Source organism: Catenibacterium sp. RTP21428st1_D7_RTP21428_210409, assembly GCF_040227455.1.
GTDB lineage: Bacteria > Bacillota_I > Bacilli_A > Erysipelotrichales > Coprobacillaceae > Catenibacterium > Catenibacterium mitsuoka_A.
Genome location: NZ_JBEHVX010000009.1, coordinates 29,598 through 46,253, shown reverse-complemented (window position 1 = coordinate 46,253; position 16,656 = coordinate 29,598). Strand labels below are relative to the sequence as shown.

Here is a 16,656-nt window from a genome sequence, read left to right as displayed (position 1 = left end):
AATATAAGGCGGCACATTATGCATAAAAAAATGCCAGCCACTACGTGGCTGGCATGGGTACATGTTTTTAATTATTTCACCTGTCTACTTGACAGGGGCGCATCATAAAATGGCGTTTTTTTTTACACTGTCTGGTATTATACAAAGATCAGTTAACATATATCATGGAAGGGAATAGAATTGAATAATTGATCTTTTTAGAATTGTATGACAGTTTCCTCCTTTCAATAACTAGTATAGAAGATAAATTTAGAGGAAATATCTATATATTATGGAGAAATATGTGTCGCATTAATGAAGTGCTTTGACTGGACATTCTTTTGTACATTCATAACAAAGAATACAATCAGTGCCGTTTTTACGTCCACGTGATTCATTGTTGACTTCTACATTCATTGGACATAACTGTAAACATTTAAAACATACAATAAGGAGCAGGAAGGGAACGCCTGCTCCTTATGTCCTATTAGTAAAATAGGGAAGGGAAATGAAAACGATATATATATTATTGAAAGGATCGGGAACTTCCTTTCACAACTCATAGTATAAACATAATTTATCTTTGTATTGTGTCAGGAATATGGTATATTTTGTGATGGTGATTAAAAAATGTTGAAAATTGGAAACGTAGAAATAAAACATCCTATTATCATGGCTCCTATGGCAGGTATCACAAATGTCGCTTACCGTAGACTTGTAAAAGAGTTTGGTGCAGGACTTGTAGTATCTGAAATGGTCAGTGATAAAGCGTTATGTTATGGAAATCAAAAGACAATTGATATGCTTGCAGTAGGTGAAGATGAACACCCTATGAGTATGCAGATTTTTGGTGGTGAAGTAGAGACTATGGTCAAAGCTGCCAAGTTTGTAGAGGAACATTCTGATTGTGATATTATTGATATTAATATGGGATGTCCTGTAAATAAGGTATTAAAGGCTCATGCAGGCAGTTATTTAATGCAGTATCCAGAACTTGCATATGATATTGTGAAGGCTGTCGTAGAAGCAGTGAATGTACCAGTGACTGTTAAGATGCGTATTGGTTATGACATGAAGCATATTAACTGTGTAGAAATGGCACAATTAATGGAAAAAGCAGGTGCAAGTGCAGTGGCTATTCATGGGCGAACACGTTCACAGATGTATGAAGGTCATGCAGATTGGTCATGGATTAAAAAAGTAAAAGAAGCAGTCAGTATTCCAGTTATTGGGAATGGTGATGTCAGAACACCTGAAGATGCGAAAAGAATGATGGAAGAAACAGGCTGTGATGCTGTTATGGTTGGTAGAGGTGCTTTAGGTAATCCCTTTGTGATTCGTAGAATGGTGAAATATCTAGAAGAGGGTATTCTAGAAGAAGAACCAGACTTTCATGCACGTATCCAGTTATGTATTGATCATGCCCATCGTTTAGTAAAAACAGAAGGTGAAAAGAATGCGATTAGACAAATGCGTGGGCAGGCACCTTGGTATGTCAAAGGGTTAAGAGGTTCAGCAAAAATCAAGAATCATTTAACACAGATGAATACATTAGAAGAATTAGAAACAATTTTAAAAGACTTTGAGAAAGAACTAGAAGGTGAGTAATCATCTTCTTTTTGTTTTATAATAGAGTAAAGGAGATGATTATATGTCTGTACTTTATGCAATGTGTGTCCCTCATCCTCCACTAATTATTCCTGAAATAGGTCAAGGAGAAGAGAAAACCATTAGTAACACAATACAATCTTATGAATCCATTATGAAATATGTATCTACTCTTCCAATAGAAACAGTCATTGTGATCAGTCCTCATGCGATCGCCTATAGTGATTATATTCATATATCTCCTGGTAAACATGCATCAGGAGACTTTAGTCAGTTTCATGCAGGAAATGTAAGAATAGAAGTGGATTATGATACAGAACTTGTAAAGAAGATCACTTAATCTGCCAAGAAGTATCATATTTTTGCAGGAACATTAGGAAAAGATGATGATTTAGATCATGGCACAATGACTCCTCTTTACTTCTTAAATAAGTATCTAAAGGACTATAAAGTTGTAAGAATAGGAATATCTGGTTTATCTCCTCTTACTCATTATCGCTTTGGACAATGTATTAAAGAAGCAGTGGGAGATAAGAATGTTTTATTAATTGCGAGTGGTGATTTGTCTCATCGTTTAAAAGAGGATGGTCCTTATGGTTATAAAGAAGAAGGACCGCTCTTCGATCATGATATTATTACAGCATGGAAGAATAGTGACTTTATGCGTTTTCTAACATTTGATCCCATTTTTACTGAAGCAGCTGCTGAATGTGGACTCAGATCATTTCAAATCATGGCAGGTGCTTTAGATCAAAAAAAGATTAAACCACACTATTATTCTTATGAAGGACCATTTGGAGTAGGTTATGGTATTTGTGGTTTTGAAATATGTGGTGAAGATCAAACCCGTGATATAGGAAAACAATATAAAAAGAAAATGCAGGAAGAAGTTAAGAAGATCAAAGAACATGAAGATGACTATGTCAGACTGGCTAGAACCACAATAGAACATTATGTAAAAGAAAAAGTAGAAATCATTCCAGAAGTCACAAAAGAGATGAAAAGACGTGCTGGTGTCTTTGTATCTATTCATGAAGAAGGGCGTTTAAGAGGCTGTATTGGTACCTTTATGCCTGTACAGGATAATATTGCCTTAGAAATAGTACATAATGCGATCAGTGCATGTAGTGAAGATCCACGTTTTGATTCTATTACAGAAGAAGAACTAGATAATCTCATTATTTCAGTCGATGTATTAGGAGAAATAGAGCCAGTAGAAGATATCAGTACACTAGATCCTCATATTTATGGTATTATAGTATCCCATGGTTCTAAAAGAGGTTTACTCCTTCCTTCTCTAGAGGGTGTGGATACAGTGACTGATCAGATTCAGATAGCTTGTCATAAAGCAGGTATTCATGAAGGAGAGAAGATCAAGATAGAAAGATTCAGGGTGATCAGACATGGCTAGATGTGATTTATGTCCTCATCATTGTGTATTAAAAGAAGGACAGACAGGATTCTGTCATCAAAGAATGAATAAAGAAGGAAGTATAGTACTTAAAGACTATGGTGCTATTACATCACTGTCTTTAGATCCTATTGAAAAGAAACCTCTCTATCATTTCTATCCTGAAACACAGATGTTATCTGTCGGTTCTTATGGCTGTAATATGAAATGTCCTTTCTGTCAGAATTACACCATATCGCAGGATAGAGGTTCTTCTATACAGGTGCATACAACACCTAAAAAACTTGTAGAAGTCGCCTTAGATTTAAAAAAAGAAGGGAATATTGGTATTGCGTTTACTTATAATGAACCACTGATCAGCTATGAGTTTATTTATGATACTTTTGTATTATGTAAGAAGCATGATTTAAAGACTGTTATAGTCTCTAATGGAATGATAGAAGAGAAATATATAAAGGAGTTATCTCCTTTAGTAGATGCATGGAATATTGATTTAAAGGGATTTAGAGAAGATATCTATAAGAAACTCTCTGGTGATTTAGAAACAGTAAAGAAGAGTATTCAAATAGCTTCATCAAGTCATCTAGAAGTCACTTCTTTGATTGTACCTGGTATTAATGATTATTTAGAAGATATGGAAAAAGAAGCAAAGTGGTTAGCGTCTATTGACCCGAATATTGTGTTACATATCACACGCTATTTTCCCGAGTATCATTATCATGAATCTCCTACATCCATAGAACTTATAAATCAAATGATAGAAGTCGCTAAGAAATATTTGAAGAATGTATATAGAGGTAATTGTTAGATGTTTAATGAAAAAGAAATTAAAAGCTTTAGTACAACAGATATGCGTATATATAACTATATATTGAAGCATAGCATTCAATTCCCTTATATGAGTATAAGAGAACTGGCAGATGAGATTCCTACATCTACAGCTTCTATTATGCGTTTTGTGAAAAAGATGGGATATGACAGCTTTCCTGAATTAAAATATGCTTATAAGAAAGAAGAAAAAGAAGTTTCTCTTTATATGGTGAATGACCTAGATGAAACTATCGACTGTTTAAAGAAGTTCAATACTCCTTATTATCAAGATTTATTCAAAGAAGTTGCTTATATACTAGGTGATGCGAATATGATTATTTTTGATGGTATGGGAGATTCAGCTAAGATTGCAGAATATGCAGCAAGACGCTTTTCTGGTAATGGTTTCTTTAGTGCTGCCTTAACAGATCCATACCAGAAGGTATCCATGGATGGTACTGATATAGTTGTCGTTATGTTGTCTATCTCAGGAGATACTGTAGAACTTATTAGAAAAGCCAATGCTTATAAAGCAGCAGGCAGTACTTTAATCACAATTACTGCATCAGACGATAATACACTCGCAAAAATGAGTGATTATCATATCAGCTATTATATTAATGATGTAAGAAATGAACTTTCTTCCCATACAACTCAGGTACCTGCATTAAGTATTATTGAAATACTTTCTAATATGACATTGCATACGTGTCACAATACGTTACAATAGTGAAACATTTTGCAGATAATGCATACTATTCAAGAAGGGCTTCAAGCCCTTTTTTTATTTGTAATCCTCTGATAGAATCAATTGCGGAAAACGAAAACGTTTTCAACATCGGCCGAATGAAATAAGAAGAGGAGAAACAAAATGGAAGCAATTCAAAGCTTTATGGAACGCTACTTCGTACCATTAGCTGCAAAAATCAATGGTCAGCGCCATGTGGCAGCCGTGCGTGATGCGTTCACTTTATCATTCCCACTCACAATGGGTGGTTCAATGGTTTTACTTATTAACTATGTATTATTAGATCCTACAGGATTCATCGCAAAATTACTTCACTTAGGTGATTTAATTCCAAACCTAGCTCAGTATCAGGCTGTTTTAAGTTCTGTTATCAATGGTACAACTAATATCTTATCAATCATCATCGCATTCTTAGTGGCTTATCAGTTAGCTCAGGAAATGGGTGGAGATAAAGTATTATGTGGTATTACATCTCTTTCATCTTTCTTTATTCTTTATCCTGCTGCGCAGGCATTTGCAGGTAAGAATGCAGGAACTGGTTTAACAACTACTTACTTTGGTGCACAGGGATTATTCGTTGCATTATTAGTAGGTCTATTAACTACAGAATTACTAACTCGTTTTGGTAGAAATGAAAAGTTAAGAATCAAGATGCCAGAAATGGTACCACCTGCAGTAGCACAGTCATTTAACTTATTAATCCCAATGATGTTAGTACTTGCCATCATGGGTGTATTAAACTACTTATTCTCAATGATTACTCCTGAAGGTATTCAGGTTGTTGTTTATAACGCTATCCAGGCTCCATTAACATCTCTTGGAAGCTCTATGGGTACAATCATCGTATTCGTATTAGTACAGCAGATGTTATGGATTGTAGGTATCCATGGTCCTAACACTTTAAATGCATTACGTTCAGTTATCTTCACAGAACAGGGAAACGCAAACTTAGCTTATGTTGCAGCTCATGGTTCAGCATGGGGTGCACCTTATCCAGTTAACTGGGGTTCAATCAACGATGCATTTGGTAATGGTGGAGGATCAGGTGCTACACTTGGTTTAATTGCCGCTATGTTTATCGTAGGTAGAAAGAATAAGGGTGAATTCTCTATTTGTAAGATGTCATTAGTTCCAGGACTATTCAACATCAACGAACCAATCATGTTCGGTTTACCAATCGTTATGAACCCAATGTATGTTATTCCATTCATCTTAGCACCAATCGTATGTAACCTCATTGGTTATTTCTGTGTATGTGTGATTAAGATCATCCCACCAGTTGCTTATCAAGTTGCTTGGACAACTCCAGGATTCTTAACACCATTCTTAGGATCAGGTGCTAACAACATTATGGCACTAGTTATAGGTATTCTTTGCTTTGTCGTAAGTACTTTAATTTACTTACCATTTGTTGCAGCAAGCACAAGAGCCGCTATCAAGAAAGAAGCAGAAGAAGCAGGAGAAAACAATGCGTAAAGACTTCTTATGGGGTGGAGCAGTTGCTGCACATCAGGTAGAAGGTGGATTTAATGAAGGTGGTAAAGGACCAAATGTCTCAGATATGATGACAGTTGGTTCTGCCACTACTCGTAGAAAGATCACTAAAACAATTGAACCTGATCAGTTCTACCCAAATCATACAGCGATTGATTTCTATCACCACTATAAGGAAGATATCGCTTTATTTAAAGAAATGGGATTTAAATGTTTTAGAACATCTATTTCCTGGGCAAGAATCTTCCCAATGGGAGATGAAGAAACACCAAATGAAGAAGGTTTAAAGTTCTATGATGATATGTTTGATGAACTATTAAAGAATGGTATTCAGCCAGTTATCACATTATCACACTTTGAAATGCCTTATCATTTAGTAGAAAAATATGGTGGATGGAGAAACAGAAAGATGATTACATTCTTTGTAAGATTCGCAAAAGTATGTTTCGAAAGATACCACAATAAAGTTAAATACTGGATGACATTCAATGAAATCAACAACCAGGCGAACTATGAAGCAGACGTAGCTGTATTTACTAACTCAGGTATTATATTTGAAGAAGGTGAAGACAAAGAACGTACTGTTTATCAGGCAGCACATTATGAGCTTGTTGCAAGTGCGATGGCTATTAAAGAAGGACATGCTATTGATCCTTCTATGATGATTGGCTGCATGATTGCGATGACACCTATTTATCCTTACTCATGTAATCCAGATGATATGTTGAAGGCAGTAGGTGCTAACCATAAGCGTTTCTGGTATATGGATGTTCATGCAAGAGGACGTTATCCAGGTTATATGAAGTCTTTCTTTGAAAGAAAGAACTTCAATCTAGATATTACTGAAGAAGACTTAGCTGTTCTTCCTCAGGGTACAGTAGATTATATTGGATTTAGTTATTATATGTCATTTGCGGTTAAGGGTGATGGAGATGTCAACCTTGACTATAATGAAGAAACAGATTTATGTGATAACCCATATATTTCAAAGACTGAGTGGGGATGGCCAATTGATGCGAAAGGTTTAAGATATAGCTTAAACTGGATGTACGATCGTTACAACCTTCCTCTATTTATTGTAGAAAATGGCTTCGGTGCAGTGGACCAGATGGTAGATGGAAAAGTACATGACCAGTACCGTATTGATTACCTTAAAGCGCATATCGAAGAAATGAAAAATGCAGTAGATATTGATGGTGTAGACTTATTAGGTTATACTGTTTGGGGATGTATTGACTGTGTTAGCTTTGGTACGGGTGAAATGAAGAAACGTTATGGTTTCATTTATGTAGATAAAGATAATGCAGGTCAGGGAACACTTGCAAGAAGTAAGAAGGATTCCTTTGACTGGTATAAGAAAGTAATAGAAAGTAACGGAGAAAAATTATGAAAAAATACTTAGTTCTAGATGTTGGCGGCAGTGCTATTAAATATGCAGTAATGGATGCAGAAAAGAATATATATGAAAGAGGTAAGGTGCCTACTCCCTTAGATTGCCTTGATTCATTTGTAAATAGCGTTCAATCTCTTTATAATACATATTCTGATGTATCTGGTATTGCGATGAGTATGCCAGGAAGAATTGATCCTGATAAGGGTTATTGTTACACTGGTGGTGCTTTAGCTTATAATCATGATATAAATATGGCAGAATTACTATCTGAGCGTTGTGGTGTAAGAGTCACAATTGGTAATGATGCAAAATGTGCCGCTAATGCAGAACTAGGTTTTGGTAGTCTTCAGGATATTCAGGACGGCGCTGTAGTGATTCTTGGCACAGCTATTGGTGGTGCTTTAATTAAGGATCATAAGGTATTAAGCGGATGTAGATTTGGTGCAGGTGAATTTTCTAATATCATCACTGATTACCATAAGCCATATGATGGTGATACATCTTGGTATGCAAGTAATGGAATCAATGGATTATTATTACATATCCAGGAAGCATTAGAAACAGAAGAACATTTTACAGGTGAAGAAATCTTTGAAATGGCAAATAATGGAAATGAAGCTGTTTTAAAAGGATTAAATCAGTTCTGTTTAGAAACTGCAGTACAGATTTACAACATCAATCAGATCTTTGATTGTGAAAAAGTGGCGATTGGTGGAGGTATTAGTGCACAGCCATTACTATTAGAACTTATCAAAAAGAACTTTGATGAAATCTATAATTCATGTTATGCAAGCACATTACCACCAGAAATCGTAGTTTGTGAATATCGTAATGATGCGAACTTAATCGGTGCTTTATATCAGCACTTAAATTAATAAAGGAAGATGATAAGATGTGGAATAAATTAAGAAATGAACCTGTGAATAAAACAGGTTATATCAAACGTATAATCGCTTATGGTATTGATTGGTATTTAGGAAGTGTCTTATCATCACTTCCTCTTATTCTGTTATATATGTCTCTTCATAAGGATGCTGTCTATATTCCTCAGCAGTTATCTATATTTAAGGGATATTATCAAGTGATTGCGGGTGTTCTTTCACTTTCAGTTGCATTTGTGTACTATGTAGTATTACCTATAATCTGGAAAGGACAGACTGTAGGTAAAAAACTATTAGGATTGAAGATTGTGAATGACAACTATCAAGAAGTGAATGTGAAACAACTGATCATCAGACAGGTTATTATGATATTCTTAGTAGAAGGAAGTATTTATACATGTAGTAATATGTTTCATCAGTTAGTCAATGTATTAACTGGATACAATATTGCCTCTATCTGGAATAAAGTAGGACTCGTTATTACTATATTATCTGGAATACTAGTAATTGTCTTAAAGTCTAAGAAATCATTACATGATATTGTCTCACATACACTTGTTGTAGACATTAAGTCAGAAGACTACAAGAATATGTTGTTGAGTATTGAAAAGAAAAATAAGAAACAGAATAAGAAAATGAAAAAGAGATTTGCATAAAGTATGATAAAATACCTTTTGGAGGTATTTTATGGTTACGGTAGATCAAATGAATCAATTAAGTGATTTGGAATTAGATATTTACAACTACATCATTTCTCATCGTCATGAAGTGATTCATATGAAACTTAAAGATTTGTCTACAGATCTTCATGTATCTTCTTCTATGATTACAAGAGTAGCTAAAAAACTTGGTTATGAAGGATTCTTAGAATGGAAAGCAGAAATGAAACTGGATCAGGAAGATAAACCTATTCAAAACAAACGTGCTTTAAATTATATTCTCGATTATTTTAATCGTGTAGATAATAAAGAGTTTGATGATCTTATTCATCAAGCTGCTGAAATAATTGTGAACAGTCATGAGGTGATCTGTTCTGGCATTGGCCTAAGTGATGCGATTGCGAAGTTTGCGGCTTCTTTATTTAATCGTAAGGGAAAACGTACCATGTATAGTGGAGACTTCAGTAGCCGTTTTAGGGGGATGTATGATCAAAATGACTGTGCTCTTTTCTTCACAGTTTCAGGAGAAACAAGAGAAATCATCGATCGTATCAAAGACTTAAAAAATATGATATTAAGATTATTGTGATTACCAATAGTGCCTCTTCAATAGCTGCAAAGATGTCTGATTTAGCTCTTACGTATTATATGCCAAGTACTAAAAATGGTGACTTTTATAGTTCAGCAACACAGGTACCTGTTCTCTATATCATTGAGTCTATTGCGAATCTATTTATAGAATATGGAATTTACTAAAGAATGCTTGAAAGGCATTCTTTTATTTGTTTTAATACTCTATGATATGAGAAGAAAGAGGGACGCTATGAGGGAAAATCTAGAAAAGTATGGCGAAGTCATTGCTGGAAGTATTTTATTATCTTTAGGAATCTGGTTGTTTGTAACACCTAATGGCTTGAACTTTGGAGGTGTAATTGGTACATCACAGATTATCGAAGTTTTTGTAAGAAAACTTCTACCAATCCCTAAATCAATGAACATTGTAGGGATCATCAACTTCATGATTAATATTCCATTATTTATTATGGGGTATAGAATCTTGAACAGAGAATTCTGTGTTAAAACAGGTATGAGTGTTGTTGTACAGACCATCACATTATCTTTCTTACCTAACTTAACACATCCAATCATGCCCGATATGTTATCTAACTGTATCTTTGGGGCTATTATGTGTGGCGTTGGTGTAGGACTTGCCCTCAAGGGTAGTGGTAGTGCAGGTGGTATTGATATTGCGGGTGTGTGCTTATCTAAGACTAAACCAGGATTCTCGGTAGGGAAGTTATCAATGAGTTTGAATGCTGTTATTTTAACTTGCTGTGCATTTATCTTTGATTTACAGACTACACTGTATTCTATTATCTTTGTATTTGTATTGTATTTCATTAGCGACCATATCCATTATCAGAACATCAATGTGATAGCATTAATCTTCACTAAAGAAAAAGATATGAAGAATGTGATTATGGAAAAGACTGGTAGAGGTGTGACTTACTGGATGGGTAAGGGTGCTTATACAGAAAATGATCAATATATTCTTTATTGTGCAATCAATAAATATGAAGTGAAAACATTTAAGAAGATTGTATATGATATTGATCCACAGGCATTTGTGACTATTAGTGAGGATTCAGAAATCCTTGGTGGATTTGAAAAACGTCTATAGACAAATTAGATTGAATAAGGCTGATAAAATGACCTTGACAACATATTTATTTATTGTCTATAATACTTGAGTAAAAGCTATGAACAGAAGAGTAATATCGATGGAACGCAGAGAGAATTCCTGGCTGGTGTAAAGGAATGGGGAAGTTGATATGAATAAAGACTGGGAGCTGTATTTTGGATCTAACGTGATAAAATAACGTGTTGCCGCGTTAAGGCTTAATGAGGTCTACTTATGTAGATGAATAAGGGTGGTACCACGGTTAACTCTCGTCCCTAGCGGATGAGAGTTTTTATATTCTAAAGAAGGAGAACACACATGGAAGAAAGAAAGTTTACTGATCAGGAATTAGTAAGAAGACAGAAGTTACAGGAACTTAAAGATCTTGGAATTGACCCATTTGGACAGAGATTTGATGTGACTGCTTATACTTCAGACATTAGAAAGAACTATAGCGATAAGACTGCAGAAGAATTAGAAGAAAGCAAACCAGCTGTAAGTATTGCGGGTCGTATTGTTGCAAAGAGAAGAAAAGGTAAAGTATGCTTCATGAACCTTCTTGATAGAGATGGAAAAATCCAGTTATATATCAAGAAAGATACTGTTGGTGAAGATGTTTATGAATTAGTTAAGAAGAGCGATTTAGGTGATATTATCGGTATTGATGGTGAAGTATTCATGACTCATACTGGTGAATTAACTGTAAGAGTAGAAAAGTATACACACCTTACTAAGGCTTTAAGACCTTTACCAGAAAAGTTCCATGGTTTAACAGATACTGAAGAACGTTTCAGAAGAAGATATGTTGACTTAATCATGAATGATGAAGCCCGTAAAGTAGCCTTCATGAGACCTAAGATTGTTCGTTCAATCCAGCATTATTTAGATGATAAAGGATACACAGAAGTAGAAACACCAATCATGAACTCTATTCTTGGTGGTGCTGCAGCAAAGCCTTTCATCACTCATTTCAATGCATTAGATAAAGATTTCTACTTAAGAATCGCAACAGAATTAAACCTTAAGAGATTAATCGTAGGTGGTATGGATGCCGTTTATGAAATCGGTCGTTTATTCAGAAATGAAGGTATGGACAGAACTCATAACCCAGAATTCACTACTATCGAAGTATATAAAGCATTCTCTGACCTTGAAGGTATGATGGACTTAACAGAAGGTATCATTGCGAATGCCGCAATGACTGTCAATGGTACTTATGATGTAGAATACAAAGGTCATTCTATTTCATTAGCACCTGGATTCAAGAGAATCTCTATGGTTAATGCAATCAAGGAAAAGACTGGTGTTGACTTTGGGGAACAGAAGACTATTGAAGAAGCTAAGAAACTTGCTGAAGAACATGGTATTGAAGTAGAACCACACTTTGCATATGGTCATATTGTCAATGCATTCTTTGAAAAGTATGTAGAAGAAACAATTGTAGAACCAACATTCGTATATGGTCATCCAATTGAAATCTCTCCACTCGCAAAGAAGAACTTACAGGATCCTCGTTTTACTCAGAGATTCGAATTATTCATCTGTGGTAACGAATATGCAAATGCATTCACAGAATTAAATGATCCAGATGATCAGTATGAAAGATTCGCAAATCAGTTAAAAGAAAAAGAATTAGGTAACGATGAAGCCAACGAAATGGATATGGACTATGTAGAAGCCCTTGAATACGGTCTTCCACCAACTGGTGGTATGGGTATGGGTATTGATAGATTAGTTATGTTATTAACTGGTCAGGAAACTATCCGTGAAGTTATCTTATTCCCTCATATGAAGAATAAATAAATCTATGTATTAATATTAGGCATATCTCATGCAAGAGATGTGCTTTTTATTTTATATTTTTTGAAAATGTGATGGAATGAAAACAGAAAATGTGGAGGAATGAAATTGTAAAATATGATGGAATTCACTGTAATGAGGATGAGAGCATACATGAAAAAATATAAAGACTAACTTTTTTTGAAAATGGTGTTGTTTACTTTAGTGTAATACACGGTATTTAAAAAGAGGGCTTAACCCCTCTTATAAACCCTTCTTCACAAATATCTTATTGAATATACTTCTTGTAAACTCATCATCATTTATCTTATTCTCTAAGTACTGATTAAAGTTCTTCTCATTCTCTTTTACTTGTTCAAAATGTGGATAATTCTCTTCAATCATCTTTCTAGTAGTAGTGTAGGTACTTCCACTAAAGTTATACTGAATAGATTGTACATTATCAATTAAAGAGAAGATAGACACAGAATTATAGATTAGGCCCTTATTGATATAAAGATCCTCATTATGATACCAGTCTGTCGCATTGTAGTTCACAGTGAGTCCTTGATTTTTAGAATCAATTTGAAAAACATAACCGTATTCATGCAAAGGAAGACTATTTAATAAATTTCCTATATTGGAATTATTACCAATATATGGATTCTTATACTTTTTAATATTGTGTATGCCACTCAACGGTTTGTTAAATACAGTTGTAGGAACAGTATCTTCTGTATATTTCTTTGCGCTATCTACAATATAATACTCATTAGGTGTGTTCTTATTGATTCTATAAACATTATAGAATGGGTTGTAGTAGGTTGTCACATTAGAAGTCTTAATCATATATACATAGATAGGAGGTCTATGAGAAGTTATAACACCTACATAATCCATCAACATAAATCCACATAATATTGCAACAAATACTCCACTACTTATTAATAATCTATTTCTCTTCAACTCTTTTGATAACCCATAAACAAATACTATAATACCTACAATAGAGTAAATACAGCACCAGCTGCTTTCCTTATCTAATATCGCAAATGCAGCAAAACATAGAAATGCGCCAAAAATCATAATACCAATAGAAATCTTTCTTTTCTCTTGTACAAGCATATTCTTACTATAATTAATTGTATTCTTTAAGCTCTTTTCTGTTGTTTCCATGATTTTATCCTCTGTTATATATTTCCCATTGAGCAGTTCATTTAAAGAAATGTCCAAAGTTTCACTTAACGGAACCAGTAAAGACAAATCAGGCATATAGTTACCATTTTCCCATCTAGAGATAGTCTTATTAGTTACTCCTAATAGTTCTCCTAACTGTTCTTGAGTGAGACCTTTTCTTTTTCTGTTCTCAGAAATGAACTTTCCTATTCTTTTTGTATCCATAACGTTTCTCCTTTCATGAAAACTATAAAATAAAGCATGAAACAACAACACCCCACAAATAGCGAATACACTACTTTTATTATATGCTATGAAGAGAAGCGGGAACAATCCTGTATATACAGAGTTTTATCTGACTTGTTTATTGTCTCTATTTTCGTTAATATAGTAGATGATGAAATGAGGTATAAACATGACTGAACAAGTACATAAAAGAAGAAAAAGATATAAAGGGACACACCCTAAAAACTTCTCAGAGAAGTACAAAGAACTTAATCCAGAATTATATCCTGAAACAATAGAAAAGGTTATTTCAAAAGGAAGTACACCAGCAGGTATGCATATTTCTATCATGGTAGATGAAATACTAGAATTCTTAGATATTCAGCCAGGACAGATTGGTTTAGATTGTACTCTAGGATATGGAGGACATTCTTCTAAAATGATGGAAAAACTAGAGGGTCAGGGACACCTTTATGGATTAGACATCGATACTATTGAAATAGAAAAAACAACAGAGAGACTAAGAAATAAAGGTTATGGAGAAGACATCTTTACTCCTATTTTGACTAACTTTAGAAACATTGATCAAGTAAGTGAGAAGTACGGACCAGTTGATTTTGTCTTAGCTGATTTAGGAGTATCTTCTATGCAGATTGATAATCCAGAAAGAGGATTTTCATATAAGAAAGATGGTCCATTAGACCTAAGACTTAATCCTAAAGCAGGTAGACCTGCTTATGAAATCTTAAAAGATTTATCAAGAGAAGAACTAGAACATATTCTTACAGAGAACTCAGATGAACCATATGCTGATATATTAGCTAAGAATATCTATTCATTCATACGTTCAGGTATGGAAGTAGAAACAACTCAGCAGCTTTATAAGATCATTGATAAAACACTCAACTTTATTACTGATAAGAACAGAAAAGATATTGTGAACAAGACAGCTGCAAGAGTATTCCAGGCATTAAGAATAGAAGTGAATCAGGAATTTGAAGTATTATATGATTTTGTAGAGAAACTCCCTCTTATTTTAAAACCAGGAGGAAAGGCTGCCATTCTTACATTCCATTCTGGAGAAGATAGAATTGTGAAGAAGTCTTTTAAAGAACTCAAGAATCTTGGCATTTATGAAGATGTATGTAGAAATGTGATTAGACCTTCTAAAGAAGAATGTCATCGTAATTCACGTGCAAAGTCTACTAAGATGAGATGGGCTATTAAAGCAAAATAGAATACTTGAATATCAGATATACAAGTATTATACTTTATTTGCAAATTTGAGAACAATTGCATCAAAACGAAAAGGTAAGGATCTGATCATCCTTACCTTTTTCTGTGCTTTCATATTATTCGAGTTCTTTCAACATTTTTGCATATTCAATGCATATTGTATCTGCAATCGCTGTGAGTGAATAAGGGTGAGTTGCATAATCACCTCTACTGTCATAGCGTATATATTGATCAATAAAAGGATAATCTAATTCTTTATTAGATGTAATTAAACAAATCTTAGGTTTCTTGCTTTGCTGTTTAAATGGTTTTGCACGTGGGAAAATACGATCAAAATAAGTACCAGAATCAGAGAACAAGATAATTAAAGTCTTCTCATCTGCGTTTGTAATATATTCAGCCTGGTTAGCTACTTTAATGGCAGTAAATACAGATTTAGCACTTGTCTGTAAATCATATTGCAAGTTCAATGCAACGTTTTCAGAATGCATATAACCAAATGCCGCTACTTTTTGATACGCATAAATATCATTGACTAATTTTTTGATATCATCTTCAATAGAACTCTTTTCCAACATCTCTAGATTCTCAATCACACTTCTTACATAAGAAGTGAAAATGGAATCTTCATTTCGTCCTTCATAGTTGAACTTATTAGAAAGTTTCGTTTTTTCTACCGAAAACTTCGCAATCTGATTTTTTAACTGATTAAAATCCCTTAAACCTATATCCCTGCAGAATCTAGAAATACTAGAATTAGACACATAACACGCTTTTGCAAGTTCAGTTAGAGTATAGTCTTCTAAATCACGAATGTTCTCTATCATGAATTTCGCAATTTTATAATTATTAGAACCTTTAGGTTCACCATTTAATGTAGATAATAAAATAATAACTAAGTTAAACATGTACTCACCGCCTTTGGTATAATATACCTTATTATACCATAGGACAGTAATTTATAGTTTAATAACTTCAGTATGTGAAACTAAATCATGAAAACAACGTGTATCTTTCTGGAAATAAGCATATCCAATAGAAACAAATGTCAATGCATAAGCAACATAAGTTAAGGGATTTACAATAGAAGTGAACTGTAAAAGAGAGGCAATCTTTCTTAAATAAGAAGGAATAATAGTAATACCACCTTCAAGAAGAGTTGCACCGAGTAATTCTCTTAACATCATGTTTTTCATAGTGACATCTTTATGATCATAATCAATAACTTTGATCTTACAAATCTTCTTACCTGGAGTCTGACCTTTCCAGATATATAAAGGAATGAATACATAATAAAGTATCCCGATAGTAATCGCAATTAAACATACAATAAGAGCTGTATTGAAACCATAAGCAGTTAATTCAAACATCTCTGGTTTAAACTGACTATCTTTTCTTAAAAAGAATGTGATAGGAATAGAAGCCAGCATATTAGTAATATACCAGTCAATTATCAATGCGACTGTTCTTCTTAATCTTAACTCTACAATATCCATCTTACTCATAAATAGTACCTCCTGTTTATTCAAGTATATCAATTCACAAATGATCAGTAATCTCGTTTCCAATTCTTGGA

General features: G+C 34.0%; 17 protein-coding genes, 1 pseudogene and 1 other annotated feature. Of the genes and pseudogenes, 14 read left to right on the top strand and 4 right to left on the bottom strand.

What is annotated here, in order from left to right:
- Nucleotides 1-291: 291 nt before the first annotated feature.
- A complete protein-coding gene (locus ABUA27_RS02760; RefSeq protein WP_349820192.1) occupies nucleotides 292-429 on the bottom strand; it encodes a 4Fe-4S dicluster domain-containing protein in 138 nt (45 codons plus the stop codon).
- Nucleotides 430-609: 180 nt separating this feature from the next.
- Between ABUA27_RS02760 and dusB the strand changes: the two genes are divergently transcribed.
- The 13 genes and pseudogenes from dusB (at nucleotide 610) to lysS (ending at nucleotide 12,467) form a co-directional block, all read left to right on the top strand.
- A complete protein-coding gene (gene dusB, locus ABUA27_RS02755) occupies nucleotides 610-1,587 on the top strand; it encodes a tRNA dihydrouridine synthase DusB (RefSeq protein ID WP_129981518.1) in 978 nt (325 codons plus the stop codon).
- Nucleotides 1,588-1,630: 43 nt separating this feature from the next.
- Nucleotides 1,631-2,389 (top strand): annotated as a pseudogene (locus tag ABUA27_RS02750) (class III extradiol dioxygenase subunit B-like domain-containing protein); the annotation flags it as partial.
- A 75-nt stretch (nucleotides 2,390-2,464) separates the two neighbouring features.
- On the top strand, nucleotides 2,465-2,998 hold the full coding sequence (gene amrA / locus ABUA27_RS02745) for an AmmeMemoRadiSam system protein A (RefSeq protein WP_349820191.1): 534 nt from the start codon (nucleotides 2,465-2,467) through the stop codon (nucleotides 2,996-2,998).
- A complete protein-coding gene (amrS, locus tag ABUA27_RS02740; protein ID WP_287845724.1) occupies nucleotides 2,991-3,806 on the top strand; it encodes an AmmeMemoRadiSam system radical SAM enzyme in 816 nt (271 codons plus the stop codon). The genes amrA and amrS overlap by 8 nt, the downstream gene beginning before the upstream one ends.
- On the top strand, nucleotides 3,807-4,538 hold the full coding sequence (locus ABUA27_RS02735; protein ID WP_349820190.1) for a MurR/RpiR family transcriptional regulator: 732 nt from the start codon (nucleotides 3,807-3,809) through the stop codon (nucleotides 4,536-4,538). It abuts the gene before it with no gap.
- 141 nt (nucleotides 4,539-4,679) lie between these two features.
- A complete protein-coding gene (locus tag ABUA27_RS02730) occupies nucleotides 4,680-6,032 on the top strand; it encodes a PTS sugar transporter subunit IIC (RefSeq protein WP_129981515.1) in 1,353 nt (450 codons plus the stop codon).
- Nucleotides 6,025-7,440 (top strand): 6-phospho-beta-glucosidase, encoded by a 1,416-nt coding sequence (locus ABUA27_RS02725; RefSeq protein ID WP_129981514.1) that lies wholly within the window; start codon nucleotides 6,025-6,027, stop codon nucleotides 7,438-7,440. Before ABUA27_RS02730 ends, ABUA27_RS02725 begins: the two co-directional genes overlap by 8 nt.
- Nucleotides 7,437-8,318 (top strand): ROK family protein, encoded by an 882-nt coding sequence (locus ABUA27_RS02720; protein ID WP_287845720.1) that lies wholly within the window; start codon nucleotides 7,437-7,439, stop codon nucleotides 8,316-8,318. The genes ABUA27_RS02725 and ABUA27_RS02720 overlap by 4 nt, the downstream gene beginning before the upstream one ends.
- 17 nt (nucleotides 8,319-8,335) lie before the next feature.
- On the top strand, nucleotides 8,336-8,980 hold the full coding sequence (locus ABUA27_RS02715) for an RDD family protein (RefSeq protein ID WP_129981512.1): 645 nt from the start codon (nucleotides 8,336-8,338) through the stop codon (nucleotides 8,978-8,980).
- Between the two features lie 31 nt (nucleotides 8,981-9,011).
- A complete protein-coding gene (locus ABUA27_RS02710) occupies nucleotides 9,012-9,572 on the top strand; it encodes a MurR/RpiR family transcriptional regulator (protein WP_349820189.1) in 561 nt (186 codons plus the stop codon).
- Entirely contained in the window at nucleotides 9,569-9,739 is a 171-nt protein-coding gene (locus tag ABUA27_RS02705; protein WP_349820188.1) for a hypothetical protein, read from the top strand. Before ABUA27_RS02710 ends, ABUA27_RS02705 begins: the two co-directional genes overlap by 4 nt.
- Nucleotides 9,740-9,806: 67 nt before the next feature.
- Entirely contained in the window at nucleotides 9,807-10,664 is an 858-nt protein-coding gene (locus ABUA27_RS02700; RefSeq protein WP_129981510.1) for a YitT family protein, read from the top strand.
- A 70-nt stretch (nucleotides 10,665-10,734) separates the two neighbouring features.
- Nucleotides 10,735-10,944 (top strand) — a binding site (T-box leader).
- A gap of 38 nt (nucleotides 10,945-10,982) precedes the next feature.
- Nucleotides 10,983-12,467, top strand: coding sequence for a lysine--tRNA ligase (gene lysS / locus ABUA27_RS02695; RefSeq protein WP_129981509.1), 1,485 nt, complete (start codon nucleotides 10,983-10,985; stop codon nucleotides 12,465-12,467).
- 240 nt (nucleotides 12,468-12,707) lie between these two features.
- On the opposite strand, the gene ABUA27_RS02690 is transcribed toward lysS, so the two are convergent.
- Entirely contained in the window at nucleotides 12,708-13,844 is a 1,137-nt protein-coding gene (locus tag ABUA27_RS02690) for a DUF4825 domain-containing protein (protein WP_349820187.1), read from the bottom strand.
- A 190-nt stretch (nucleotides 13,845-14,034) separates the two neighbouring features.
- Here ABUA27_RS02690 and rsmH point away from each other — a divergent pair, with 190 nt between their 5' ends.
- Nucleotides 14,035-15,081 carry a 16S rRNA (cytosine(1402)-N(4))-methyltransferase RsmH gene (gene rsmH, locus ABUA27_RS02685; protein WP_349820186.1) on the top strand — a complete coding sequence of 349 codons (1,047 nt, stop codon included), beginning with the start codon at nucleotides 14,035-14,037 and terminating at the stop codon, nucleotides 15,079-15,081.
- A gap of 115 nt (nucleotides 15,082-15,196) precedes the next feature.
- Here rsmH and ABUA27_RS02680 read toward each other — a convergent pair whose 3' ends face one another.
- Both ABUA27_RS02680 and ABUA27_RS02675 read right to left on the bottom strand, forming a co-directional pair.
- Nucleotides 15,197-15,988 (bottom strand): MurR/RpiR family transcriptional regulator, encoded by a 792-nt coding sequence (locus ABUA27_RS02680; RefSeq protein ID WP_349820185.1) that lies wholly within the window; start codon nucleotides 15,986-15,988, stop codon nucleotides 15,197-15,199.
- A 51-nt stretch (nucleotides 15,989-16,039) separates the two neighbouring features.
- Complete coding sequence (locus ABUA27_RS02675) at nucleotides 16,040-16,585, bottom strand: RDD family protein (protein ID WP_337935923.1); 546 nt, start codon at nucleotides 16,583-16,585, stop codon at nucleotides 16,040-16,042.
- Nucleotides 16,586-16,656: the final 71 nt, after the last annotated feature.